Source organism: Cloacibacillus sp. An23, assembly GCF_002159945.1.
Classification (GTDB): domain Bacteria; phylum Synergistota; class Synergistia; order Synergistales; family Synergistaceae; genus Caccocola.
The window spans coordinates 133,844-159,218 of record NZ_NFJQ01000009.1 but is presented as its reverse complement, the minus strand read 5'-3'; the positions used below and the strand labels follow the sequence as shown (position 1 = coordinate 159,218).

The following is a 25,375-nucleotide window of genomic DNA, read 5'->3' as shown; positions in this document are numbered from 1 at the left end:
TTCGTCCATGACACTGAGGCTGAATGAAGCGGTACTGCCGCGACGGACGCCGGCGGGTATGGGCCGGGAGCCGTCGGGGCCGGCTGTATCTGTGTGAAAAGTTAATCTGGCACACCCCGTATCAACTCTTCCAACGCTGCGCGCCGCGAGCGGGTGCCGCGGCGCGCGAGAAAAGCCGGCGCTGTACGCGCCGGCTTTTCTTTGTACTTTTCGTATCTTTTACGCCTGCGTCAGCGTTTCGGCAGGCGGCCTTCTTTCGGAAGATATTTCATCGGGTCGAGCGGCGTTCCATTTTCATTGCGCAGCTCGAAGTGCAGGTGATTGCCCGTCGCGCGTCCGGTGCGTCCCACCGCGGCTATTTTGTCGCCCTGTTTGACGCGCTGTCCTACTTTGACGTAGTTCGCGGAGTTGTGCGAGTAGAGCGACCAGAGTTTGCCGCCGTGGTTGATGACGATGACGCGCCCGTAGCCGCGGAAGCCGGGGCCGTTGTTGGAAACGACCTCGACGACGCCGTCGAGCACCGCGTATATCGGAGTGCCTTTCGGCGCGCTCATATCCACGCCCGTGTGCCTGCGGCCCGTTCGCTTGAGGCCTCGGCCGAGGTAGCCGGTGCGCAGCGGCCATATCACCTGCTGCACGATGTCGGGCGCGCCGCCGGAGAGCATTTCCTCCATATCCCACGCGGCGCCGTCCGGCGAGGCGAGCTTGCGTATCGCCGTTTCGAGCGGGTCTTCCTGGAATTCCTGATAGTCTATGTCCGCCGCGCAGGCGGAGGTCGCGAGCGCCGCGGCCGACAGCAGCGCGGCGATGATTTTCAGCTTCATATCCCGTCCATCAGAGAGAGCATCTCGTCCATTATGCCGGGGTCGGCTTTCCCGCCTCGGGTTTTCAGCGAATGGTCGGCTCCCTCTATCGGGAAGAATTTTTTACGCTCCTCCGGCATCCTCAGCGAGCCGAGCAGATCCCGGCAGGCCTCCTCCGAAAAGACGGCGTCCTCGGTGCCGCGGAAGGCGAACGCCTCGCCGGCGCGCACGTCGTCAACCATGCCGGCCTCGACCGTGGAGCGCAGCGTCGAGAGCACGGGCATAGGCATCATTATCTTTTCCACCTCCGGCATGGAGACGAGCCCCGTTCCCGCAAGTATCAGACGGTTCACGCGGACTTCGTCGAGCCGGGCGAGCAGCAGGGCTATGATGCCGCCGAGCGAGAAGCCCCATATCCAGAGCTTTTCGGGCTTTTCGCCGAGTACTAGGCGCAGCGCCGCAAGGCAGTCGTCGTGCTCCTCGGCGAATGTTTTGCCTCCGAAGGACTCTTCTATCCACGCGAGCGGCTCGTCGCCGCATTCCTCGCGGCTGACGGAGACGCGGCTCGTCTCGCAGAGCCACGGAGTCACGCCGCGCGCGGCGAGGATTTCCGCAAGGTGACGGAACTTGTTTCGATGGCCGAGGTTGGCGCTGCTGTGAACGCCGTGCAGCAGCAGCGCGTGCGTGCCGTCCGGTTCTACCGGAAAGAGCCGGCTGACGCGCACGCCGGTGTCCCCGAAGGGCGACGGCAGTACTGTTACTTCACTTCTGAATCCGCAGTCCATAATAAAAAGAAAGAAGGGGGAATCCCCCCTTCTTCATAAGGCTGACTTACTATTTGCCCTGGTGAGCGGCGAGGGCGCAGGCGGTCGCTATCGAGAGAAGCTTCGTCTCGGGCGAGTCGGCGCGGCTCGTGAGGATGACGGGAGCCTTGGCTCCGAGCACGATGGCGGCCGTCTTGTTCTCCGCGAAGTAGACTATCGACTTCGCGAGGATGTTGCCGGCCTCGATGTTCGGCACGTGGAGGATGTCGGCGTAGCCGGCGACCTCGGACTTGATGCCCTTGTGCTCGGCCGAGTGCGGCGAGACGGCGTTGTCGAGAGCGAGAGGCCCGTCGATTATGCAGCCTTTGATCTGTCCGCGGCGGTTCATCTGAGTGAGCAGCGCGGCGTCGATGGTCGGCGGCATGTCGGGGTTGACGACCTCGACGGCGGCGAGGGCGGCGACCTTCGGGCAGGCGACGCCGAAAGCGTGCGCGAGCTCGACGACGTTCTTGACGATGTCTACCTTGACCTTGATGTCGGGATACATGTTGAAGGCCGGGTCGGATACGAAGAAGATGCGGTCGTAGCCCTTGACTTCGTGGATGTAGACGTGCGAAAGCGTCTTTCCGCTGCGGAGGCCCTTTTCCTTGTTGAGCACGCCGCGCAGGAAGTTCGCGGTCGCGACCATTCCCTTCATGACTATCTGCGCCTGCCCGGTCGATACGAGCTCGACGGCCTTGAGAGCCGCGGCGGCCTCTCCGCCCTTCTCGTCGACTATCTCGTAATTGGCGAGGTCGATTCCGAGCGAAGCTGCGACTTCCTTTATCTTGTCTTCGTCGCCTACGAGGACGGCGTTGGCGATCCCGGCCTTGCGGGCGCTTTCGACCGCCTCCATTACTTCGGCGTCTTCGGCACGCGCTACGCTGATCTTCTTGGGGCCTACCGCCTTCGCGTGCTCAAGAAGCTGATCAAGATTGCGAATCTGTTCCATATAAAAGTAACCTCCCTGTTGTTTATGGCCCGGTCCGAGCCTTAGTTGATCCGAAGTCCCGTCTCATTATACACGGAATTTTCAAGTTGTCGTTTCTTTTTACGCAATTTCCTCACGATTTTACGCCGAGCGAAATTATCATCGTAAACGCCTTCTCGGGCGGTATGTCGAGATATTCGATGTCGCGCTCGTCAAAGAAGAGCACGAAGCCCGTCGTAGGGTTAGGCGAAGTCGGGACGAAGACAGTGACGCCCACGGAGCCGTCGGGGCGCTCCTCGCGCTTCGACACGAAGGCGATTATGTAGCCCGGGCCGACGGGAATCTTCACCGTGCCGAGATAGCTCGAGCCTCCGCTCGCCGTGAAGGTCTGCAATATATCGCGGAAGGTCGCGTACCAGCCGCCGACTACCGGGATCTTCGTAATGACAAGCTGCTCGAGCAGGCTCAGCAGCGAGCGTTCGCGGCGGCGAAGCTTGCGCCCGATGTATATCAGCAGACAGACGAGGAAGACTATTATCAGGGCCGTGGAGCGGCGCGACTGCGTGAAGCCGAAGATGAGCGAACCGAACATCTCGCAGAGATAGACGAGATAATAGAATACGAATACGAGCAGCGCCAGCGGCAGCAGCGCGACGCAGCCGAGAAAGAAATCTCGCCCGAGCGTGCGCCAGAAGCCAGCGCTCCCCTTCTTTTCGGAATTTTTCGCGTCGTCCCTCATGCGTCGCCTCCGGCGCTTGTCAACCGCCCCCGCTCGCGTTATCCTATCCTGGAGTAACGCTTTAGGAGGAAGCAGAAATGAAATCACAGCGAAACTGGGTCTACTTCGTGACCCGCGTCGTCGTCACGATATATTTTACACTCTATCACCGCCTCTCGGTATACGGCAAAGAAAAGATACCGAAGGACCGCCCCGTGATAATCGCCTCGAACCACGCGAGCTATCTCGACCCGCCGGTCGTCGGCTACGCCTTTTTTCCGGGCTATCTGAAATTCATCGCGTGGGACAAATTGTTCTCGTTCCGCCCGTTCGGCGCGTACCTGCGCGCGATGGGCGCGGTTCCTGTTTCACAGGAAGACAAGAACAGCTCCGCGGGACTTCTGCGTCTCGTAATGGGCTTCATAAAAGAAGGCTACAACGTATTCATCTGCCCGGAGGGGCACCGCACGGAAGACGGGACGCTTCAGCCGCTCGAAGGCGGCGTCGCGATAATGTCGCTCAAGACCGGCGCGCCCGTCATCCCGACCTACGCGGCCGGCACATGGCGCGCGCTCGCGCCGCACATGCGCTTTCCGCGCCCGCGCAAGCTCACCGTGACCTTCGGCGACCCGATAGACCCCGCGAAGCTCCCGCCTGAGCTGAGCGAGAAAGAAAAGCGCCGCTACATCCTCGCGAAAATCGAGGAATTCTACAAAGAACAGGACGCGGTCGACAAAGCGAAATACCCGCTGCCGGCGAAGAAAGCCGCGTAAAACTTCCGCCGCCGGGGTATAATTAAACAAACGGCGTTCCGTTCCCGGGGAGCTTTCCGCGGGCGGGGAAAAGCCCGGCGAATGACATCGAAGGGGACTTTTCTCACGAAAAGGCCCCTTTTTCCATATTTTGGGGGGACGAGCATGGAGGCAAACAGAATAGGCGTGGCGGCGATAATCGTCGAAAATCCGGACAGCGTACAGGAAGTCAACGAAACTCTGCACAAATTCAGCGGCCTTATAGTCGGCCGCCTCGGCATACCGTACCGCGAGCGCGGCGTCGCGGTCATCTCCGTAGTGCTCGACGGCACGACGGACGACATCAGCGCGCTCACGGGGCGGCTCGGCAAAATAGGCGGCGTCACGGTAAAAGCCGCCGTCTCTAAAAAATAAAGGAGGCGTACGAAAATGGCGCTCACAGACACACCGCGCTCGAACCGGCTGCACATAGCCTTCTACGGGCGGCGCAACGCCGGAAAGTCGAGCCTCATAAACCTCGTCACTGGACAGCAGACGGCGCTCGTCTCCGAGCACGCCGGCACCACCACCGACCCTGTCATAAAAAGCATGGAGCTGCTGCCGCTCGGCCCGATAGCCGTCATCGACACGGCTGGGCTCGACGACGAGGGCGACCTCGGAGCTCTGCGCATCGGGCGCTCCAAGGATATGATGGACAGAACGGACCTCGCCGTCCTCGTCGTCGCGGCGGAGAACGCGGACGACCCGTCGCTCGAGCGCGGCTGGCTCGCCGAGCTGCGCGCGAGAAACACCGCCGCGATAGGCGCGCTCAACAAGACCGACACGCTCACGCCGGACGAAGCGGAGCGCCTGCGCGCGAAGCTCGAGGCGGAACTCGGCGTCCCCTTCGCCGCGGTCTCGGCGAACGATAAAAGCTGCCGCGCCGCTCTGCTCTCCGCGATAGTGAAGCACGCGCCGTCGGACTTCGAGGCCCCGGCTCTGACCGGCGACCTATACGAGCCGGGCGCGAAAATCGTCCTCGTCGCGCCACAGGACATACAGGCCCCGAAGGGCCGTCTGATACTGCCGCAGGTGCAGGTCGTCCGCGACATACTCGACAACGGCGGCAGCGCCTTCGTCTGCACCGCGGACAGGTTCGAGGAGACGCTCGCGTCGCTCAAAGAGCCGCCGGCGCTCGTAATAACCGACTCCCAGGTCTTCGCGCGCGTAAACGCGTCGCTCCCGCGCGAAGTGCCGCTCACCTCGTTCTCCATAATAATGGCGCGCGCCAAAGGCGAATTGTCCGTTTTCATCGAAGGCGCGAAAGCGATAGAAAAACTCGGCCCGCACGACAAAGTGCTCATAGCCGAGGCATGCACCCACGCGCCGCTGAACGAAGACATAGGCCGCGAAAAGCTGCCGCGCTGGCTGCGCCAAAAGGCCGGAGAGGCACTCGCCGTAGACATCAGCGCCGGGCAGGATTTCCCGAAAAACCTTAAAGAATACGCGCTCATACTCCACTGCGGCGGCTGCATGTTCACGCGCAAGCAGCTCATGTCCCGCATAATAGAGGCGCGCGAAGCCGGAATCCCGATAACGAACTACGGCATCGCTATCGCACAGCTCAACGGCATACTCGACAGAGTAACGGAGATATTCAGAAAATAGCGTGCGGCGGCGCGGTATAATAGCGCCTGGAACATAACAAAAAGCGGAGGCGTGACGATGGACGGAAAATTCGACTTCAGATACCAGCTCAGCACGATGGCGAAGGAACGGCTCGACCCGACCGAAATAGGGATAATGATAAAGCTCGCGATAAAGCACAACGCGATATCGCTGACCGCCGGCGAGCCGTCGGCGGACCTTTACCCGACGGAAGAGCTGAAAGAGGCGTTCAAAACAATATTCGACGACCTGTCGCTGCTCGGCTACGCCAAAGAGGACTTCGGCCTGCGCGAGCTGCGCGACTGGATAACCGACAGAATGCGCGCCGACGGCATGATCCCCGACTGGGTGACGAGCGACAACATACTGCTCACCAACGGCGCCGGCGAAGCGATAGAACTAGTCGCCGAGACTCTCATCGACCCGGGCTGCACCGTCCTCGTCGAAGCGCCAACCTTCACCGAGACGCTGCTCACCTTCCGCAAACAGGGCGCGAACTGCGTCGGCGTACCTTCCGACGACGACGGCATAATACCGGAGGAATTTGAAAAAATCCTCAAAAAACGCAGCGTGCGCTTCCTCTACACCATACCGAACTTCCAGAACCCGAGCGGACGCACATCGCCGCTCGAGCGCCGCGCCGCGATACTCGAAATAGCGCGCCGCTACGACGTGCCGGTATTCGAAGACGACCCGTACCATTACCTCAGCTACGACGGCGAGCCGACGGCGACCTACCTGAAGCTGGCGGGAGACGACAGGCGCGTGCTCCACTCCAACAGCTTCTCCAAACTCGTAGCGCCCGGAATGCGCTGCGGCTGGCTCGTAGTGCCCGACGCGATAATCCCGCACCTCAACGCATTCCGCGTCAGCGCCGGCCTCACGCGCCCCGCTATTCTTCAGAAAGGGCTCCACGCCTACCTCTCCGGCATAGATTTCGGCAAACGCGTGGAATTCCTGCGCGCGGCCTACCGCGAGCGCCGCGACGGAATGCTGCGCGCTATAGACGAGCACCTCGCGCCGCTCGGCGTCCGCACCAACCGCCCGAAAGGCGGCTTCTTCATCTGGGGAGAAGCCGACGGAGTGGACGACATGACCGCGCTCGCACGATTCGCCGTAGAAAAAAAGAAAGTGGGCATAATCCCCGGCAGCGCCTTCTACACGATGGACGAAGCAAAAAACGGCCGCCGTTCATTCCGCCTCTCCTTCGCCAAAGTAGCCCCCGAAACCGCCGGCGAGGGGCTGAGAAGACTAGCCGAGGCGTTCGCGGAATACGGCGCGAGATAAGCGGCGCTATAATACGGCAGCTGACTAAAACTATAGCTCATGGGACGGTGCCGTCTCCTGAGCTATTTATTTAAAGAGAATTGTCTGTTTCGCATTAAAAGCGTATAATATCACAAAGTATGATATTTAACCGAATAGGAGCAGGCGTTCAACTATGGCGATAAAAACCTCGGCGCAGGATGCGGCGATAGAGCATATACTGACGGCGATTCAGCATAAAGAGATTTTTCCTGGCGCGAAGCTTTTTGAAACCGATCTTGAAAAATCCTTAGGCGTAAGCAGAACCCCTATCCGCGCTGCGCTGGATCAGCTGGTGCTTGACGGCATCCTTGAGAAACGGCGGAACCAGAGGGGATACGTGTTTCCCAAGCTTTCTAGGACCGACCTATTCGAGGTCTATATATTCAGAGAAAGGCTCGAAACGACGTCGGTCGTGCTCGCTTGCGCCAAGTGGGACAGCCATGCCAAGAAAAAAGTAGAAGCCGCGATAGAGGCGGAGATCCAGATAAGCGAGACACAGATTTCAGATACATACAAGGATCTCAGCGACGGATTTCATATTACCCTAGCTTCTATATCCGGCAACGATTATTTAGTAAGCTCGCTAAAGCGCGTATATCTGCGCATATGTATGTACGAGCTGTTCTACGAGGCAGGGTTGTACAGAGTGAGCAGAGACCTCAATCAGTACAAGGACCTGAACAACAAAATGATAGGCCAGCACAAGGAAATAGTAGCCAGCATAGAGCGAAGAGATCACATAGACGCAGTGAGAAAAGTGCTGGACCATCTCAGAGAAACCGTCATAGCCACTAGATATATCAAGACGCACCCTAAATGGGAAGAATATAAAGATTTATTCCTTATATAAACGCTTCTACAAAAATCAACCCCACACTATGCCGTGCGAGGACAACCGCACCGGTATAAACGGTCTACAAAGTTATTTATATAGGCTTAATCGCCTCATTTAATAAACTCTTTTTCTATTTTCATTTCATAAAATAGCAAAATATATTTTATGCGCGCAATGTCCGCGTAATTCCTTGACACGTCCCCAAAAAGCAATATAATGAGTACATATAACGTATACGTTAAATGTATCCTTAATTTTTGAAATACGAGGCAACGACAACACTTGAGGAGTGACGGTCTATGGATATCGCTATCTTCGGCGCAGGCAACGGTGCAAGCGCATTGGCTTGTGATTTAACGTTACGCGGTCATAATATAAGATTATGGGAAAATCCGGCATTTAAGGCCAATATAGAACACCTGAGGGCAAACGGCGGCGAACTGGAGGCGACAGGCGCGGTCACCGGCAAGGTGCGTCTTTCGTGCGTCACCACCGACGCGGAAGAGGCCATGAAGGGCGCGGAGATCATATTCGTCGTCATGCCCTCCTTCGGACAGGAATCGGCGTTCGACTATATGGTCCCGCACATCAAAGAAGGACAGTCCGTCTTCATTATGCCGGGCAACTTCGGCTCAATTTCGCTGTATTCCAGGCTTAAAGCCAACGGCAACGAACACGACGTGCTGATAGGCGAAGCAGATACCATCCCATACGCTGCTAGGCTGAACTCAGACAGAAGCTGCAACGTTTTCGGCGTCAAGGGAAGCATGTCGATGTCGGCGATCCCGGCGGGAGATATTGAAAAGCTCAGGGAGAAGCTGCAGGCCGTCCTCCCGCTGCGTCTAACTGCGCACCCTAGCGTCATGGCCGTCGCGCTGGCGAATACCAACATGATAATACACTGTCCAACTATGATCATGAACGCTGGCCGTATAGAGTGCGGCGAACGCTTCCGATTTTATAACGACGGCATGACGGCCTCCGTGTGCAAGGTCATGGAAAAGATGGACGAAGAACGGCTCGCCGTCGCGGGGGTCTTCGGCTATAAGCTCGTAACGGAATTCGAGGACGCTCTTTCGAACTACGACCTCGACGGCTCGAACTATTCATGCCTGCACGACATCTTCAGCACTCACCCTGTATACAGCAAGATGGGAAAGGATTCGCCGCAGACGCTTACGCACAGATATCTCACAGAGGACGTGCCGTATCTGCTGGTCCCCCTCGCCGAGCTAGGCGACATCGCAGGCATGGAGACCCCGACGGTAGACGCGATAATCAACCTGGCCGGCATCGTGAACGATACGGATTTCAGGCGCACGGGACGAGGGCTCAAAGCTATGGGCTTCGCGGCGCCGTCCATCGACGGCATAAAGAAAACTCTTAACGGAGAATAACCATATATTGGGGGCGATACAGATGTCATGGCTTAAAGTCCAAAAAATACCGCATACATATGTTTTGATCGCAGCTTTGATCCTGCTGGCTGCGATTGGAACTTACGTCATACCGGCAGGCGAATACAACCGCGTCACGGACGAGCAGACCGGACGCACGCTGGTTATTCCCGGCACCTTCCACAAGGTCGGCCAGACACCGGTAAACCTGTTTGACACTTTTATGGCCCTTCCTAAGGGGCTGAACGCCGCCAGCGAAATTATCTTCTTTGTGTTGCTGATAGGCTCGGTTTTTCATATCATCAACGCTACCGGGACGATAAACAGGGTGATAAACCGCGCCATAATCAAGCTGAAAGGACGTGAACATCTGCTCGTACCAGCGACGATGCTGGTAATATCCTTATGCAGCGCGACATTCGGCGCGGCGGAAGAGACGCTTATCTTTATACCAATAGCCGTCGCCATCGCGAAGGGCGTTGGCTATGACGCCGTAGTCGGCGCCGCGATGGTTTATCTCGGCGCTTATACCGGATACACAGCCGGTCCGATGAACCCGTTTAATACCGGAATAGCGCAGGGGATCGCCGAGCTTCCGCTTTTCTCCGGCATGGAATTCAGATTCCTTTCCATGTTCTTGTTTTATATTTTGGTATGGTGGTGGATTATGCGCTACGCCAAAAAAGTGAAACAGGACCCGACAAAAAGCGTGATATACGGGATCAAGGCGGATAATCTGGATATCGCCTTCGACAACTCCCCTCTCACTCAGAGGGACAAAGCTATACTGGGCGTGATAATAGCCGGATTCGCGTATCTCGTGTGGGGAGTTCTCGCAAAGGGTTATTACCTCCAGGAAATCATAACGATCTTTCTCATTATGGGCGTCATATGCGGAATTATAGGAAAGCTGAACGCGGAGGAAATAGCGGAGAATTTCTTAATCGGCGCGAAGGAGATGTGCTTCACCGCCATCTGCATAGGCCTTGCTAGAGCCATCGTCGTCGTCTTGGACGAAGGACATATTATGGATTCCGTAATAAACGCCCTCGCCGCTATAGTGGGATGGCTTCCTGCAAGTATATCCGCTGTAGGCATGCTTATCGTCCAGACGGCGCTCAACTTCATATTCGCCTCAGGCTCCGGACAGGCAGCGACGACGATGCCGATACTCGCCCCGCTCGGAGATATATTGGGCGTCACGAGACAGGTCTCCGTCCTCGCCTTCCAGTTTGGCGACGGCATCACGAACTCGATATCGCCGATACAGCCGACGCTCATGGCTGCGATAGGGCTCGCCGGAGTGCCTTACGAAAAATGGGTGAAGTTTGTGTGGCCTATAATGGTCATGTGGACTCTGCTCGCGGCCGGGCTGCTGATAGTGGCGACAATAATCAAACTGGGCCCGTTTTAAACGCGGCAATAGCTCTGCTGCGGCAAAGCGCAGCTAAGTTATTGATATAAATCGAAATCAAAAATCTGAACGGAGGAAAATTCAATGCCTTGCAAACTTATCAACGCCGATGTCGTACATGAAATGCTTACGATGAAGGATACTGTTGAAGCCTGTGAAATAGCTTTTCGCGACTGGGGGAACGGCGAGGTCGTGTGTCCTACGAAGGTGACGCTCGAGCTCGGAGAAGACGCTGAATGGCCGCCTTATAAAAACGGTCTCAACGGGATGCCGGCATACATCCACAGCATGAAAAGCGCCGGTATCAAGTGCGTCACCGGCTCTTTGAACAATCCGTCTTGGGGGCTCCCGTACATCATCGCCCTTATTTCACTTTTCGACCCGGAGACCGGCGTCTTCCGCTGCGTAATGGACGGCGAGCAGATAACGAATTACCGCACCGGCGCACAGGCCGCAGTCGCCGCGAAATATATGCTCGACAAGAAAAAGATCAAGCTCGGAATAAGCGGGGCCGGAGCGCAGGGACGCACTCAGCTTTTGGCCTTCGCGGAAGTATTCGAAATAGAAGAGGTCAAGGTATACGACATAAGCGACGAAGCGCTTAAGAAATACGTTGCCGAGATGGCGCCGCTGACGAAGCTGAACATCACGCCCGTGACCTCTCCTGAGGCGATATTCGACGGCACCGACGTAATAGTCTCCGTCACTCACGCGAAGAACAAATTTATCAGGAACGAATGGTTTAAGCCAGGGCAGATAATTTTCCCGATGGGCTCGTTCACCGAATGTGAAGACGAGCTTCTCCTGTCTGCCGACAGAGTGTTCGTCGATTCGATAGGGCAGACGATGCACAGAGGAGCGCTGAAGAGCGTCGTCGATCAGGGTAAATTTAAGGAAGAGATGCTCGCCGGGACGATAGGCGAGCTGGTCGCAGGGAAAAAGGACGGGCACATCAAGGCCGACGAGCGCATCGTCTGCATACCGATAGGAACGGGGGCCATGGACGTGGCGGTCGCTACGAAGGTTTATGAGAAAGCCAACGCCATGGGCCTCGGAGATTCATACGTTTTCAATAAAAAAACCGAAGTCGAGCCCAAGAGGTAATTGATCCAACCCACGTTACGTGACGTATGTTCGCTACCAATCATACGCGTAAGCAACAACGCGGCGCATTTAATGCGCCGCGTTGTTGTATTGTGGAAACGATATTGCCGAGGGACGCTTCCGTCCGCGCTCTCGGAGGCGGCGTAGGCAGTATGAGGAGCGCATTACCGCCGTCAGGCTTCTTCTATTCCTGAGCGCGCGCCCGTTCGTCGTTTCGTTTGGAGACTTTGCCGGCGCGGCGCGGCTTTCTTCGACGCGGCCCGTTTCGCGCTGAGTCCTTATCTTCAGGAACGCTACGCAGTCTCAGGCCGGCATCATGGATATAGTCAATTAACTTTTCATCAAAAAAATCATGCCGCCCCGCAAATCTCCTGTGCCCGGTGAAACGTGGCAGGCTCTGCTGGGCCTCCGTACCATATCACGCAGCAGCTTTTGCAGCTATAGCGCTTCGTTCAGCCCCGGTGTTTAGGACGGAGGTTCCGCACAAAACATTTGCGGAACGACGGTGTTGTTGTTATGTAAAAGTTAAGGCACCTATATTGTGTTTTCGCGGCGCGCGGCGTTTTCACGCGCTCGGCCAGCTCAGCGCCGCCGCGTCCCCGAGGCAGTGCGCGCGCACCAGCGCGTCGAAGCGCTCGGCGTTTTCCATGTCGCTCGTGCGGATCGTTATCAGCTTCGTGCCGCCGCGGTAGTATGTGTATTGGCGGACGCCGCCGTCGGGAGCTTCCAGCGCGGAAAACAGCGCTTTACCGAAAGCGTATCCCGCGATCCCTCCAGCCGCCCCTGCGGCAGAGGCCTGCGCCTCCGCGCCGAAACGCAGCTCGCGCACTTCGCGGCGCGTTATCTCCGCGAGCGCCGCGCGCCTGGAACGGCGGAACATCGGGTAAAAGACCGCGGCGTTTCCGCCCTTCACTACGATGCGCGGACGGGCCGCGATGTACAGGCCGCAGAGGAAAAGCAGCGCGAACAGCGCGATGAGCCCGACGAATAGCGGATAGGCGGCCTTTTCCCGTTCAAAGTACCCCGCCATAAAATCCAGATTGACGAACCACGTCAGCGCGCCCGCCATGAACGCGGAGGCGGCTTCGACAAAAAGAGCCTTTTTCCTTCTGTGCGCGTTCGCCCTCACTTCAAATTCCATACTCGCTTCCTCCGAACTGCCCGTTTTTTGCGCGGCTTCTAATTTATCATCGGAGGCGGAGTATGTGAAGATTCAGCCGCGCGCGGGCGGCATGGAGAGCGCCGGTCCGGCCGCCGTGCGTATAAGCATAAACGCGGCGCACGTACCGCGCCGCGTTTATGTATCGAGGAGATGATATGGGGTGAAGGCTATCTGCGTCTGTCCACGAGGAGCGCCGCGGCCATGTCTCCGCCTACGTTGTTCGCCGTGCTGCCCATGCCTATTATCGCAATGAGGCCGGCGACCAGCGAGACGCCCTCCATCGGCACGCCGGCCGCGGCGAGCACCATGCCGAGCGTGACCATGCCGCCCTGCGGTATGCCCGCGGTGCCCATCGCGGAGACCGTCGCGGCGATCATGACTGAGATGAAGAGCGAGGGGCTTATCTCTATGCCGTAGTAGTTAGCGAGGAATACGGTGAATACGCACTGATACAGCGCCGTGCCGTTTTTGTGCATCGCGTTGCCGAGCGGTATGACGAAGCTTTTGACCGTTTCGGATATCTTGAGTTTGTCTAGCGCCTCATTCTCAAACGGAATGGCGGCGGCGGAAGTCTGAGATGTGAAGGCGAAGACCTGCGCCCCGAACGTCGCTTTATAGAAATTTCCCACGCCGGTCCCCGATATCGCTGCGCAGCCGCCGTAGACTATCAGGTTGTTGAGCAGGAAGCCGAGGTAGACGGCGAGTATCAGCCCCGCCATCGAGAGCAGCATGTCGATGCCGTTGACCGCCATCGTCTCCGTGACTATCGCGAATATGCCGATGGGCGCGAGCTTCATTATGAACGACGTTATGTTCGATATGGCGGCTTTGCCCGCGGCGAGGACGTCGTAGAGCGGACGCGCCGCCTCCTTGCTGCATATCATGCCTATGCCGAGGAAGACGCCGAAGACGACTATCGCCACCATGTCGCCTGAGCTGAGCGCCTTATAGATGTTCGACGGGACAAAGTTTATTATCGTCTTTATGACGCTGACAGCGGGGGGTACGGTCACGCCGCCGGCCGCCTCGTAGGAGACGCCTTTGCCTACGCCGAAGAGTTCGCCGACGCCGAGTCCGATGGCCGTCGATATGAGCGTCATCACAAAGAACGCGACGAGCGTCTTTGCCCCGATGCTTCCGTATTTTTTGATGTCGTTTATCTCGTAGACTCCTGTGACTAGAGTGCAGAAGATGAGCGGGATTATTATCATCTGCATGAGGTTGAGAAAGAGCGTCCCTACAGGCGCGATGAACGTGCGGGCGACGTCAGCCGAGCCGGCAGTCTGGAGGATCAGTCCCGCCGCGGCTCCAAGCACGGTAGCGGCGAGCATTTGCGCTGAAAGATTCATTTTCATTACTGTATTTCTCCTTTGAAGATGTTGAAGCGTATCTCGGGCGCGCAGGCGACTGCGTGCATTTTGTCGAACGTCTCTTCTGGCGAGGCGAAACGTCCCTTCGTACACATGACGAATTTTTTGAGAAGCTGCTCGCGGCTGAGCGGCGAGTCGAGCGTGCGTCCGAGGCCGAACGGTATCTCCTTTTCGTACGTTCCGCCCTCCGTCTCTATTTTCAGGACGCAGGGCTCAGCTTCGACGAAGTCGGGATATCTGTCCGTAACTGTCATTTCGACCCTGTCCATGTAGTCGCGAAGCACGGGGCTATCCATGTTCTCGGGTGCGAAGGCCCCGAAGTCGTAGTCGAAGTTCTTCATCACGTTCGCCACTGCGAAGTTCATCGAGAATTTTGCCTCGGTCCCGCTGCGCGGGCGGCTGTAGATGAGGTTGTTGGTCGTGTACCTGGGAACGTAGACTTTTACGGATTTTATGTCGCGCGGGTCGGTCCCGGTCTCTTTCAAAAAATTCTGCATTCCGCATATCGCCGAGTGCGAAGCGCTGCAGCATGGATATGCCTTGATAAGGAAACTTTCCTTCAGCATGTTCCACGGCTCGCCGAGGCTGAGAGTTTCAGCCGATACGGGCTGATAGTAGGCCTGAAAGAATCCGCTTTTGCCCTCGAGCACGTCCGGCTTGCCCGTAACGCCCGCGCGCGCCATGAGGACGGCGCGCACCGCGCCCGCTGCCGCGATGCCGCAGTGGCAGAACTTCATCATTGAGCCGAACTGCGCCATGAGGCCTGAGCACTGCGATACCGCTATCGAGAGCGCGTTGACGAACCGCGCTTCATCGAGCCGCAGCAGCCACGCGCATGCCGCGGCGGCGCCGATGACGCCGAAGACAGGCGTAATGTGGAAGCCGCGGAAGTTCATGCCCGGTATCATGAACGAGGCTATCTTGAAGCTGACCTCGGTACCGAGCAGATACGCGCGGATAAAATCTCTCCCCGATACCTTCGTAACGTCCGAAAGCGACAGGAGCGCAGGAAAGAGCACAGCCGAATTATGTCCTATTATGTTTGAAGAGTTGTCGAAGTCGAAGCTGTGCGATATGAATCCGTAGAACAGCGCCTTTTCCTCGGCGTCGAGACGTTCCGCCAGGCGTTCCGGGTCTGATATGTCCAGCCCTTTTTTCGCGTTGAGATATGCAATCAAAGACCGGGCTGAGCTTTCGTAAAGCCCGGCCTTCATACACCCCATGCTGTCGGCGAAGAGGTCCGCCGCGATGTCTTCCATTTTCTGCGGAAGTTCTTTTCCCATGTAATTTTTACCAAATTCGTAGATTTGCTCTGTAAAATAACTCATTGTGTTTCTTTGTGGTTCCTTTCGACGCCGCAGGCGCGGCGCATCTGTACGAGAATTTCAGTATCTTGCGCTACTTTTTCAGAAATATCGGGTTCGTCCACGCTTTTCTTCCATATTTGTCTACGCATTCGGCGCGAACGTAGGTTTCACGGCCTTTCAGTTTGTATTCTCCGCACGAGAGCGAATCTTCGAGGGCTTCGCCCATGACGGTCGTCCCGTCGCCGACTTCGCCGCCAGCGATGAAGTTTATCCTGTTGACTTTGGAGCACTCGACGAAGGCGCGTCCGCCGCGCACGCCCCAGTCGTATATCTCAGGCCCAGCCGAGGAGTAGAAATTCCCCGCGAGCAGGTTTTCTATTATCGCGTCGTGCGTCAGCTCCGGCGCGCGCACCGTGACCCAGCCGCCGCAGGAGTCGTCGAACAGCCCTTCGTTGTGGTTGTCGTCGGTAGCCGTTCCCCAGACGCGCCGCCCCGCGCGCAGCATCGTGTCCCAGTGGACTGTGTCGAAGCCGGTGCCGCTTTCGTTCTCCGTGTCGTAGTTGAATATCTCGAGCGCGAATATGCCTTCTTCGCCCGCGAACTCGTATTCGGAGACGCGCGACCATATCGGGTGGTTGTACATCGCGATGAAGCCCATGCCGCGCATCCGCTCCACCATGTCGCGCAGCACCGCCGCGCCGTTCCACTCCTTGAAGCAGACGCGCTGCGGCAGGAACTCGAGATGTTCCGGCAGCGGCTCGCGCGCCTCGCGCACCATGCGCGACGTGCCGAGTATCGCGTTGACATGGTGGACCCTGAGCCGCTTTTTGAGGCCGAAATCTTTGTAGAGCACCGCGGATGCCTCGTAGCCGGGCAGTATTATGAAATCGTCGCCGTCGAAGTCCGCGCGGTAGTCGCTGTAGCGGTCGTGGTCGGTTATCGCGAGGAAGCTGTAGCCGTGCTCGCGGAACATCCTGACGGATTCGGACGGCGTGAGGCGCCCGTCCGAGTTCGTCGTGTGGCTGTGCAGGTTGCCTTTGTACCAGTTCCCCTTTTCGGAGAAGCCGCGTATGTCTTCCATGGCGTTACAGCCTTATGCAGTTTCTGTCCATTATCGTGATGTGGACCGTGTCGCCGTTCGCGAAGAGCGCCTTGCTTCGGAAGAGCGTGTCGGAGAGTATCTCATGGCCGTTCGCGAGTATGCGGTAGCGAAGCACGTTGCCGCGCGGCGTCTGATCGACTATCTTGCCGTCGAACTGGTAGGCCCCGTCGACCGGCGCGAAGTCCTGCGAGAGCTCGACGGTCTCGGGACGCACGGCGACTTCGTTGGAGTCGGAGTAGCTGACGCCGGTCAGCTCTGAGAAGGCGCGGTTCGACAGGATATTGTAGTTCCCGATGAAGCTCGCGGCGAAGGTGCTCGCAGGCTTCGTGTACATCTGTATCGGCGTGCCGGACTGCTCGATGCGCCCCGCGTTGAAGAGGTGTATCACGTCGGACATGACCATCGCCTCGTCCTGGTCGTGCGTGACGAAGACGGTCGTTATGCCCATGTCGCGCTGTATGCGGCGGATTTCTTTCTGAAGCGACTTGCGCAGCTTCGCGTCTATCGCGGAAAGAGGCTCGTCGAGCAGCAGCACCTTCGGCTCGGTGACTATCGAGCGCGCGAGCGCGACGCGCTGCTGCTGCCCGCCGGAGAGCTCGGAGGGCATCGCGTTCTCGCGTCCTTCGAGCGCGACCATCTCGACGGCACGCCTGACCTTCGCGGCTATCTCGTCCTGCGGCGTCTTCTTCATGCGCAGGCCGAAGGCGATGTTGTCGAAGACGTTCATGTTCGGGAAGAGGCTGTACTGCTGGAAGACCATCCCTATTTCTCGCTTGCTCGGCTCCGTGTATGTGATGTCCCTGCCGTCGAGGAAGATGCGCCCGCCGCTGACGTCCTCGAGGCCCGACAGGCAGCGCAGCAGAGTGCTCTTGCCGCAGCCCGAGGGGCCCAAGAGCGTCACGAAGTCGCCGCGCTCTATCTCGAGGTCTATGCCCTTCAAGACCATGTTGTCCCCGAATTTTTTGACCACGTTCTCAAACTTTATGTAACTCATTACTTTTTGACCTCCCCGGCGGAAGTTTCCGCCTTCGATTTGAAGCAGAATACCGCCGCAGAAATAAGCAGCGTTACGACGAAGAGCACCATTATCACGGCGCTCGTGAGCTGGCCCGAAATGAACATCTTCTTCAGAAGATACATCTGCGCCGTCGAGTAGTAACTTCCGCCTATCGTGTTGACGATAACGAAGTCCCCGAAGATGAGCGCTATCGAGAGCATGGAGGCTATGACGACGCCCGAGAGCATACAGGGGACGATTATCCTGAAAAACGCATAGAACTTGTCCGCGCCGAGCATCTCCGCGGCCTCGACGAGACGCAGCGCGTCCACGCTGACGAGACTGTTCTTTATCCCCTGGTACATATAGGGGAGGATGACGACGCAGTACGTGAGCACGAGCATCACTATGCGGTTCGAGAAGGGCCACGGCGCGCCCGCGTAGAGCGAGAGCACGCTTACCGGAAGTATTATGCCCTGTATCGCGTAGGGGATCGTGCATATTATCTGGAGATATTTGTCGAGCGCCGGCATATAGAGCGCGACCGCGTACATCGCGAGAAGCAGCACCGCCGCCGTTATGACCACGGGGATGAAAGAAATCACGACCGTGCGCGCGAGCGAGGCCCAGAATATCCGGTCGCCGAAAATCTCCGCGTAGTAGCGCAGCGTGAAGCCCTCGGGCAGAACGTCCATCCACTCGGTGAAGAGCGAATAGACGAGCGTCAGGAAAAGCGGCAGCAGAAGATAGGCTGTTATGACGATTATCGCGAATTTCCCGCCTGTTTTCGATTTCATCTCTCGCGCCTCACTTCGCCTTTTTCGTCCTCATCTTGAGGATTTTGTCGTTTATCCATATCGTCGCCGTCATGAGCAGCATCAGCACGACGGCGAGCGCCGAGCCGAACTCGCGCCGCTGCACGACGTCGCCGATGAACTGTTCAGAAATTTTTATCGGCAGCAGCGCGAAGTTGTTCTGCATCAGAGCGTAGGCCGTCGCGTAGGCCGCGACCGCGTTCGCGAAGAGCACGCTGAACGTCCCGAGTATGCTCGGCAGCAGGTTCGGCAGGCCGACCTTGAACCAGTAGACGGCTTCGCCGCCGCCGAGGAGCGCGACGGCCTCGCGCCACTCTTTCTTAAGGCCGTCGAAGGCCGGGATGAGCAGCAGAGTCGCGAGCGGTATCTGGAAGTACACGTAGCAGAGCAACAGCCCCCAGATGCTGTAGATGTTGAACGACGCGAGCGCGTCTATGCCGTGGTTCTTGCCGAACATCACCATCACGCCGACGTTGCCGAAGAGTATGATGTACGAGAAGGCGAGCGGGATGCCCGAGAAGTTCGAGGTCATGTTGAGCACGCTCAGGAAAAGATTGCGCAGCTTGGAGCCCGCCGATTTGTAGGCCTTCGCGCCCCAGAAGGCGACGAAGAGGCCGATGAGCGACGAGAGTATCGAGACCCAGAGGCTGTTGACGAGCGCGGTGCGGTAGAGCCGTTTGCCGAATACCGCGGCGTAGTGCCCGAGCGTGAGCCCGCCGCCCTCGGCGGTGAAGCTGCGGACGACCGTCGCCGCGACGGGCAGCAGCTCGAAGAGCAGCGCGATGAGCGCGAACGGCACGAGCGCCGCGAGGTATAGTTTCTTACTGTCTTTCAAAAGGATGTCTCCAATCGTAACGAGGAAAACGGAGCCCGCGAAGTAACAGCGGGCTCCGAGGGACGCGGCCCTACTGCGCGTAGGCCATTACCTCTTCCTGCCATTTCGTGCCGATGGTCTTCACGGCCTCTTCCCAGGCGGCGAAGTCCTGTATCGGGCGGGCCTTTGCGTACTGCTCTTTCGGCAGCATCTTCGCCTTCACGTCGTCGGGGAGCGCCACGCTGCTGCGTATCGGCGTCGCGTAGCCGCGCGCGAGGTTTATCTGCCCTTCGTCGCTGAGTATGTACTCGCGCGTGAAGGCCGCCGCGTGCGGGCGTTTCGAGTAGGCGTTGATTATCGTCGCGTATCCGCTCTGAACCGAGCCGTCGGCGGGGATGCAGACGTCATACTCGGCGTCGGGGTTGTTGGCCTTGAACTGGTCGCGGTAGCCGAGCGCGTTATAGTCCCAGATGAAGTAGCAGGCTATCTCGCCCTTCTCGAGGCGCGCGACGTTCGGCTCGCCCTTGTCTATGCGTCCCTGCTCCGCGAGCTTGCGGAAGAAGTCGAAGCCCGGCTGGAGGTTCGTCTCGGAGCCGCCGTTCGCTATCGCCGCGGCGAGCAGCGCGTTCTGCGCCTGCGTCGCCTGCGCGACGTTGCCCGGCGTCACAAGGTAGTCGCCCTCGAGCACGTCGGCGAAGGACTTCGGCGGATTCGGCACGAGCTTTCTGTTCGTGATTATCGCTATCGTGCCGTAGTAGCCGACTATCCAGTCGCCGTTATCGTCCTTGGCCCAGGCCGGGATCTCGTCCCAGTAGCTGGTCTTGTAGGGGAGCGTCAGCCCTTTGCTCTCGGCAAGCGGCCCGAAGGACTGTCCGACGTCGCCGATGTCCTTAGTCGCGTTGTCCTTTTCGGCCTCGAATATCGCGAGCTCCTCCGCCGAGGACATATCCTCGTCGGTGTGTTCTATCCCGTATTTATCCTTGAGGTCGGCCCACGTCTGCACCCAGTTCGCCCAGGAGTCCGGCATTCCAACCGAATCGACGCGCCCCTCTTCTTTCGCCTTCACGAGTATCTGCTCGGCCGTCATCGAGTTGAGGTCGGCCTTCTGCGCGGCGTCGCCGCCGCTCTTGTTTTCTCCGCCGCCCATCGTCATAAAGGCGGCCGCCGCCGCTATTATCACTACCGCGGCGATTCCCAAAACTTTCTTGTTCAAACCAAATCTCCTCCAATGTCTTATTCTTCGCTCCTTCAAAGCAAATTTATTATAAAAATTTAAAGTTAAGGGAATTTCTGCCTAACGTAACAAGAAAGCAACGCCAGAGCAACATACCTAAACGTTTTCACAAACGCGGCGCGTGCATGAAAAAACGGCGGAAGCGCAAAAAAGCGCCTCCGCCGTCTGAGCCTGAGCTTTTGCCTAAATCTGCGCGCCGAGTTCCCCTTTCAGCGCGGCGCGCGCCTTTTCCAGATCCGCATCGCAGAGCAGCGGCAGGAAGCGCGCGAGCTTCTCCGGCCCGAAGTCCCACCATTTGACGGCGAGCAGAAGCTCTATCAGCTCGTCGTCGAAGCGCTTTTTTATCACCTTCGCGGGGTTGCCGCCCGCGAGGCAGTATGGCGGCACGTCCTTCACGACGACGGAGCAGGCCGCGATTATCGCGCCGTCGCCTATCTTCACGCCCGGCATTATCACGCTGTCGCGCCCTATCCACACGTCGTTTCCTATCACAGTGTCGCCCTTGCGCGGTATCTGCGCGAGGTGCGGCGGCAGGACGCCGGCCCACGCGCCGCCGAAGACCGCGAACGGGTATGCAGAGACGCTGTTCAGCCTGTGGTTCGCCGCGCCCATGATGAATTTCGTGCCCGACGCGATGCCGCAGAATTTCCCTATTATCAGTTTGTCGCCGAACTCAGGATAGTTGAACAGGACGTTGTTCTTCTCAAATTCCGCGGGCGCTTTCGCGTCATCGTAGTATGTGTAGTCGCCGACGATGATGTTCGGCGCTTTTATCACGTTCTTGATGAAGCAGGTCGTCCCGTAGTCGTTCGGGAAAACTTCGTCCGGACTCGGTATTTTGTTCATTTTATGTATCTCTCCTTCGATTCTGGGTTTTTATCTGAACGTGCGACTTTACCGCCGCTTCATGGCGCGACGGCGTGTTTTCTGCGAAGCTTCCTCAATTCGCCGTCTTCCTCGCATTTTATATCCGCGCGATGTTTTTACCATATTTTCCGCGCGCCGGCAAAACGACGCGGCGCATGAAAAAAGGCCGCCGTTTACGGCGGCCAGGTGATTTCGCGCAGGACGCCGCGTCTTGCGTCAGCGAACGCCGCGCGCGAGGCGTTCCGCTATCTTGCGCGACGACGGCGTTTTGCCGAGGCCGCCGTACGTGCAGCGCAGCTCTATTGGGAGCTTCATTCCCACGTCGTACATCGCCGCTATCGTCTCGTCGAGCGGGATCACTTTGTCGTAGCCCGCGAGCGCCATATTCGCGCAGGATATGGCGTTCGCGCCGCCCATGACGTTTTTGCCGAGGCACGGCACCTCGACGCGGTTCGCCACAGGGTCGCAGGCAAGCCCAGTAATATTCTGAAGCGCCATCGAGGCCGCCGCGGCGCACTGTTCCGCGCTTCCGCCCATGAGCTGCACGAGGCCCGCCGCCGCCATGCCCGATCCCGAGCCGCACTCCACCTGGCAGCCGCCGACCTCGGCGGCGAATGTCGCGCCCTCGGCGATGAATATGCCTACGAGCCCGGCCGCGAGTATCGCGCGCGTGATTTCGGCGCGTCCCATACCCATGGCGCGCGCAGCGCCTATCACCGTCCCAGGCAGGCAGCCGCAGGAACCGGCGGTCGGAGCGGCGACTATCACGCCCATGGAGCTCTTCGTCTCCATTATCGCCGTTATTGACTTTATTACGGAATTCAGCACGTCGCCCGGTATCAGCGCGCCGCGCCCGCGCGCCTCGTCTATCATATACGCCTGCGGGCCGAGTATCCTGTCGGCGTAGTCCGTGCCCGCGAGGCCGCCGTCGAGCGCGCGCTCCATGATTTCGACTAGCGCCGACATTTTGCCGAAAACGTCATCGCGCGAGGTGCCGCCGCGCGCGGCCTCGTACTCCGCCGCAAGCTCCCACATCTCGAGATTTTTGTCTTCGTTCCACGCAAGCATCGCTTCGGCCGTCGAGAAGGGCACGGCGCAGCCCCTGCGCGAAAGAGTCGGAAGCACTGGGTCTATGAAAATCACGCTCTCCGCGCCGGCCTTATCAAGCGCGGCTCGAAGGACAGCCTCGTCGGGCTTTTCATGGAATTTCGCAGAAAGCAGCGTTTCCCCGGCGCGTTCTGCGATATCCATAAAATCAGGCTCTGGGATAAATCCGACGGAAGAGGCGCCGCCGTCGCCGAAGAGCGCGAGAACCTCATAAAAATCCCCGCAGATCGAAACGGGAAAATCCTCGAATCGCCTCATCTCCATCATGCCGCCGCCGGTCGATACGCCTTCCCAGCGGCGCACGCTCCCGTCGCGGCCCTCGGCCTCTATGCGGTATGTGTTCGGATGTTCCGCTCCGTAGTCCAGCTCGCGGACGATCATCTCCAGCCCGCCGGCTTCCGCGTTTTCGCGCCAGCGGTCCACGCCCTCCGCCGTCAGCGGCATCCCGAGAAATCCGCAGACCAGCCCCATGTCCGTCCCCTGCCCCTCGTGTACCGCCGCGAGCGAGCCGTTCACGTCGAAATCCACCGTGACGCGCCGCGGTGTCCCGCCGAGAGACATCCGCACGATCTCCGCGATGCGCGCCGAAGCCGCCGTGTGCGAACTCGACGGCCCGCGCATCACGGGCCCTATGACGTCGTTGAAAATACTTGCCGGCATTTTAATCCCGTCCATTGTCCTCAGCTCCTCCGTGCTCCGCCGCGCGCTCCTCTTCCGCCGCTTTCTGCACATATTCCAAAAATTTCTCCGCGGCGCGCGAGAAAACCTGATACTTCTTCCACGCGAAGACGAGTCCCGCCGTCACCCTCGGCTCGAGCGGGCGGAAGCAGAGGCTGTCGCCGGTGTGCGTGCCGCAGAGCCCCTCTATCGTGAGTACCGCGCCCATGCCTTCCTCCACCATCAGCGCGGCGTTGAACACGAGATTGTACGTCGCCGCGATGTTCAGCTCGCGGAAGTCGCGCCCGAGCCAGCCCGACATCTCGTTGTTGTCGATCATCTGGCGCGAGCATATCAGCGGCACGCCCGGAAGATCCTCCGGCCTCACTCTCTCCTTCGCGGCGAGCGGATGGTCGCGCCTCATCACGAGCCCCCATACGTCCTCCCGCGGCAGCGTCAGATAATTGTATTTTTCGAGGCTCACCTGCCCGATGAAGAGGGCGAAGTCGACGAGCCCCTTGTCGAGCCGCTCCGCTACGATTTCTTCATTTCCGCTGAAAAGGTGGAAATTCACGTCTGGGTAGTCGTCCCGCATACGTTTCGCCGCGCGTATCAGGAAGCGCATCTGCTCCGTCTCGGCGCATCCAATGAAAACGTCGCCGCTCACCGCGTCGCCGGCCGATATTATCTCGCTCTCCGTCTTGTCGAGAAGAGCCGTTATCTCTTCCGCGCGCTTGCGCAGCAGCATGCCTTCCTCGGTCAGAGTTATCTTGCGGCTCCCGCGCACGAAGAGCCGCCGCCCGAGCTCTTCCTCGAGCTCGCGTATCTGCCGCGAGAGCGTCGGCTGCGTTATGTGAAGAAACTCCGCCGCCTTCGTTATGCTCTCCTCGCGCGCGATGGCGAGAAAATACTGCAATACCCTCAGCTCCATAAAACCACCTCCGAGGATATTATATACTTTAAAAGCATGGATCGGTTTTCATTTAAAGTATTTGATATAACATACAGCGCTTTCTATAATGCGGCCTTGTAAAGAAGCGTAACAAATTTCTGCAAAAACTTTATGAGGGGGGCGTATCGCGGGGAAAACCAAGTAATGTTGCAAACGCGGGCCGCGCGCGGCAGACGCAGCGAAATTATCAAAAAATCAGGAGGACGAAACGAACATGAGAACAGGAATCAAAGCGAAACTCACGGCGGCGGCGCTTTTCTGCGCGGCGCTGCTTTCGGCAGGGACGGCGCAGGCGGCGGAGGTCAAAATTCCTGCGGACGCGGACAATTTTTACAAGAGCGACAAGGTCGAGATGCGCGCTGTGGAATTTCCGAACCTTTATAAGATGAAGGTCGCGGGCAGCCTCTTCACGCCGAAGGACGCGAAGGAAGGGGCGAAGCTCCCCGCGATAATCGTCGGACACCCGATGGGCGCGGTCAAAGAGCAGAGCGCGAACCTCTACGCGACGAAGATGGCGGAATACGGCTACGCTGCGCTTGCGATAGACCTCTCCTTCTGGGGCGGCAGCGAAGGACAGCCGCGCAACGCCGTTCTGCCCGACATGTACGCCGAGGACTTCAGCGCGGCGGTCGACTATCTCGGCTCGCTGCCCTTCGTCGACAGGAACCGTATCGGCGCGATAGGCATCTGCGGCAGCGGCAGCTTCGCGATAAGCGCTGCAAAGATAGACCCGCGCATCAAGGCCGTCGCAACCGTCAGTATGTACAATATGGGCAACGCGAACCGTCACGGGCTTAAAAACGCGCTGACGCTCGAACAGCGCAAGCAGATAATAGAAGAGGCCGCGCTCCAGCGCTGGGCCGAGTACGAGGGCGGCGCGACGCGCTACACGAGCGGCACCGTCCACGAGCTCAACGAGAACTCGACGCCGATAGAGCGCGAATTCTACGAATACTATCGCACGCCGCGCGGAGAGTTCACGCCCGAAGGCGTCGACCCCATGACGACGACTCACCCGACGCTCTCGAGCAACACGAAATTCATGAACTTCTATCCCTTCGAGGACATCGAGACGATTTCGCCGCGCGCACTGCTCTTCATCACAGGAGACACGGCCCACTCGCGCGAGTTCAGCGAGGATGCCTACAAGCGCGCAGCGGAGCCGAAGGAACTTGTCGTAGTCAAGGGTGCAGGCCACGTCGACCTCTACGACAGAGTCGGACTGATACCCTTCGGCAAGCTGAACGAGTTCTTCGGGAAATATCTCGGAAAATAAACG

Annotated in this window: 24 protein-coding genes; 9 read left to right on the top strand and 15 right to left on the bottom strand. The window is 58.5% G+C overall.

From position 1 onward, the window contains the following. Positions 1-230 precede the first annotated feature (230 nt). The 4 genes from B5F39_RS10390 to B5F39_RS10375 all read right to left on the bottom strand — a co-directional run bounded on the left by B5F39_RS10390 (position 231) and on the right by B5F39_RS10375 (position 3,276). Positions 231-824: a M23 family metallopeptidase gene (locus tag B5F39_RS10390; RefSeq protein WP_087367034.1), complete on the bottom strand. Its 594-nt coding sequence runs from the start codon at positions 822-824 to the stop codon at positions 231-233. Continuing rightward, a complete protein-coding gene (locus B5F39_RS10385) occupies positions 821-1,588 on the bottom strand; it encodes an alpha/beta fold hydrolase (RefSeq protein WP_087367031.1) in 768 nt (255 codons plus the stop codon). The genes B5F39_RS10390 and B5F39_RS10385 overlap by 4 nt, the downstream gene beginning before the upstream one ends. Before the next feature lie 49 nt (positions 1,589-1,637). Continuing rightward, entirely contained in the window at positions 1,638-2,558 is a 921-nt protein-coding gene (ptb, locus tag B5F39_RS10380) for a phosphate butyryltransferase (RefSeq protein WP_087367028.1), read from the bottom strand. A 112-nt stretch (positions 2,559-2,670) separates the two neighbouring features. Next, positions 2,671-3,276 (bottom strand): DUF502 domain-containing protein, encoded by a 606-nt coding sequence (locus B5F39_RS10375; RefSeq protein ID WP_087367025.1) that lies wholly within the window; start codon positions 3,274-3,276, stop codon positions 2,671-2,673. A gap of 77 nt (positions 3,277-3,353) precedes the next feature. Here B5F39_RS10375 and B5F39_RS10370 point away from each other — a divergent pair, with 77 nt between their 5' ends. The 8 genes from B5F39_RS10370 (at position 3,354) to B5F39_RS10335 (ending at position 11,712) form a co-directional block, all read left to right on the top strand. Beyond that, complete coding sequence (locus tag B5F39_RS10370) at positions 3,354-4,028, top strand: lysophospholipid acyltransferase family protein (protein WP_087367022.1); 675 nt, start codon at positions 3,354-3,356, stop codon at positions 4,026-4,028. A gap of 144 nt (positions 4,029-4,172) precedes the next feature. Beyond that, positions 4,173-4,421 carry a TM1266 family iron-only hydrogenase system putative regulator gene (locus B5F39_RS10365; RefSeq protein ID WP_087367020.1) on the top strand — a complete coding sequence of 83 codons (249 nt, stop codon included), beginning with the start codon at positions 4,173-4,175 and terminating at the stop codon, positions 4,419-4,421. Between the two features lie 15 nt (positions 4,422-4,436). After that, a complete protein-coding gene (gene hydF / locus B5F39_RS10360; RefSeq protein WP_087367017.1) occupies positions 4,437-5,654 on the top strand; it encodes a [FeFe] hydrogenase H-cluster maturation GTPase HydF in 1,218 nt (405 codons plus the stop codon). A gap of 57 nt (positions 5,655-5,711) precedes the next feature. Beyond that, entirely contained in the window at positions 5,712-6,941 is a 1,230-nt protein-coding gene (locus B5F39_RS10355) for a PLP-dependent aminotransferase family protein (RefSeq protein WP_087367014.1), read from the top strand. A gap of 154 nt (positions 6,942-7,095) precedes the next feature. Continuing rightward, the gene (locus B5F39_RS10350) at positions 7,096-7,812 is read left to right on the top strand and encodes a GntR family transcriptional regulator (RefSeq protein WP_087367011.1); all 717 of its coding nucleotides are present in this window, start codon (positions 7,096-7,098) and stop codon (positions 7,810-7,812) included. A gap of 284 nt (positions 7,813-8,096) precedes the next feature. Beyond that, positions 8,097-9,194: an NAD/NADP-dependent octopine/nopaline dehydrogenase family protein gene (locus B5F39_RS10345; RefSeq protein ID WP_087367008.1), complete on the top strand. Its 1,098-nt coding sequence runs from the start codon at positions 8,097-8,099 to the stop codon at positions 9,192-9,194. A gap of 22 nt (positions 9,195-9,216) precedes the next feature. After that, complete coding sequence (locus tag B5F39_RS10340; protein ID WP_143330718.1) at positions 9,217-10,608, top strand: AbgT family transporter; 1,392 nt, start codon at positions 9,217-9,219, stop codon at positions 10,606-10,608. Positions 10,609-10,692: 84 nt separating this feature from the next. Beyond that, the gene (locus B5F39_RS10335; protein WP_087367003.1) at positions 10,693-11,712 is read left to right on the top strand and encodes an ornithine cyclodeaminase family protein; all 1,020 of its coding nucleotides are present in this window, start codon (positions 10,693-10,695) and stop codon (positions 11,710-11,712) included. Between the two features lie 565 nt (positions 11,713-12,277). Here B5F39_RS10335 and B5F39_RS10330 read toward each other — a convergent pair. The 11 genes from B5F39_RS10330 to B5F39_RS10280 form a co-directional block, all read right to left on the bottom strand. Continuing rightward, positions 12,278-12,853, bottom strand: coding sequence for a hypothetical protein (locus B5F39_RS10330; protein WP_087367001.1), 576 nt, complete (start codon positions 12,851-12,853; stop codon positions 12,278-12,280). A gap of 188 nt (positions 12,854-13,041) precedes the next feature. Beyond that, the gene (locus B5F39_RS10325; protein ID WP_087366998.1) at positions 13,042-14,229 is read right to left on the bottom strand and encodes a dicarboxylate/amino acid:cation symporter; all 1,188 of its coding nucleotides are present in this window, start codon (positions 14,227-14,229) and stop codon (positions 13,042-13,044) included. Then, entirely contained in the window at positions 14,229-15,572 is a 1,344-nt protein-coding gene (locus B5F39_RS10320; protein WP_087366995.1) for an MmgE/PrpD family protein, read from the bottom strand. Before B5F39_RS10320 ends, B5F39_RS10325 begins: the two co-directional genes overlap by 1 nt. A gap of 70 nt (positions 15,573-15,642) precedes the next feature. Beyond that, positions 15,643-16,632: a histidinol-phosphatase gene (locus tag B5F39_RS10315; protein ID WP_087366991.1), complete on the bottom strand. Its 990-nt coding sequence runs from the start codon at positions 16,630-16,632 to the stop codon at positions 15,643-15,645. A 4-nt stretch (positions 16,633-16,636) separates the two neighbouring features. Continuing rightward, on the bottom strand, positions 16,637-17,647 hold the full coding sequence (locus tag B5F39_RS10310; RefSeq protein WP_087366988.1) for an ABC transporter ATP-binding protein: 1,011 nt from the start codon (positions 17,645-17,647) through the stop codon (positions 16,637-16,639). After that, entirely contained in the window at positions 17,647-18,447 is an 801-nt protein-coding gene (locus tag B5F39_RS10305) for an ABC transporter permease subunit (protein ID WP_087366985.1), read from the bottom strand. The genes B5F39_RS10310 and B5F39_RS10305 overlap by 1 nt, the downstream gene beginning before the upstream one ends. Before the next feature lie 10 nt (positions 18,448-18,457). Further along, on the bottom strand, positions 18,458-19,300 hold the full coding sequence (locus B5F39_RS10300; protein ID WP_087366982.1) for an ABC transporter permease subunit: 843 nt from the start codon (positions 19,298-19,300) through the stop codon (positions 18,458-18,460). A 70-nt stretch (positions 19,301-19,370) separates the two neighbouring features. Next, on the bottom strand, positions 19,371-20,492 hold the full coding sequence (locus tag B5F39_RS10295) for an extracellular solute-binding protein (RefSeq protein ID WP_239391217.1): 1,122 nt from the start codon (positions 20,490-20,492) through the stop codon (positions 19,371-19,373). Between the two features lie 204 nt (positions 20,493-20,696). Further along, positions 20,697-21,359, bottom strand: coding sequence for a CatB-related O-acetyltransferase (locus B5F39_RS10290; RefSeq protein WP_087366979.1), 663 nt, complete (start codon positions 21,357-21,359; stop codon positions 20,697-20,699). A 237-nt stretch (positions 21,360-21,596) separates the two neighbouring features. After that, the gene (locus B5F39_RS10285) at positions 21,597-23,162 is read right to left on the bottom strand and encodes an L-serine ammonia-lyase, iron-sulfur-dependent, subunit alpha (RefSeq protein WP_087366976.1); all 1,566 of its coding nucleotides are present in this window, start codon (positions 23,160-23,162) and stop codon (positions 21,597-21,599) included. Continuing rightward, positions 23,149-24,075: a LysR family transcriptional regulator gene (locus B5F39_RS10280; protein WP_087366973.1), complete on the bottom strand. Its 927-nt coding sequence runs from the start codon at positions 24,073-24,075 to the stop codon at positions 23,149-23,151. Before B5F39_RS10280 ends, B5F39_RS10285 begins: the two co-directional genes overlap by 14 nt. 235 nt (positions 24,076-24,310) lie before the next feature. On the opposite strand from B5F39_RS10280, the gene B5F39_RS10275 reads away from it, so the two are divergent. Continuing rightward, positions 24,311-25,372 carry an alpha/beta hydrolase gene (locus B5F39_RS10275; protein WP_087366970.1) on the top strand — a complete coding sequence of 354 codons (1,062 nt, stop codon included), beginning with the start codon at positions 24,311-24,313 and terminating at the stop codon, positions 25,370-25,372. The last annotated feature ends 3 nt before the right edge of the window (positions 25,373-25,375 follow it).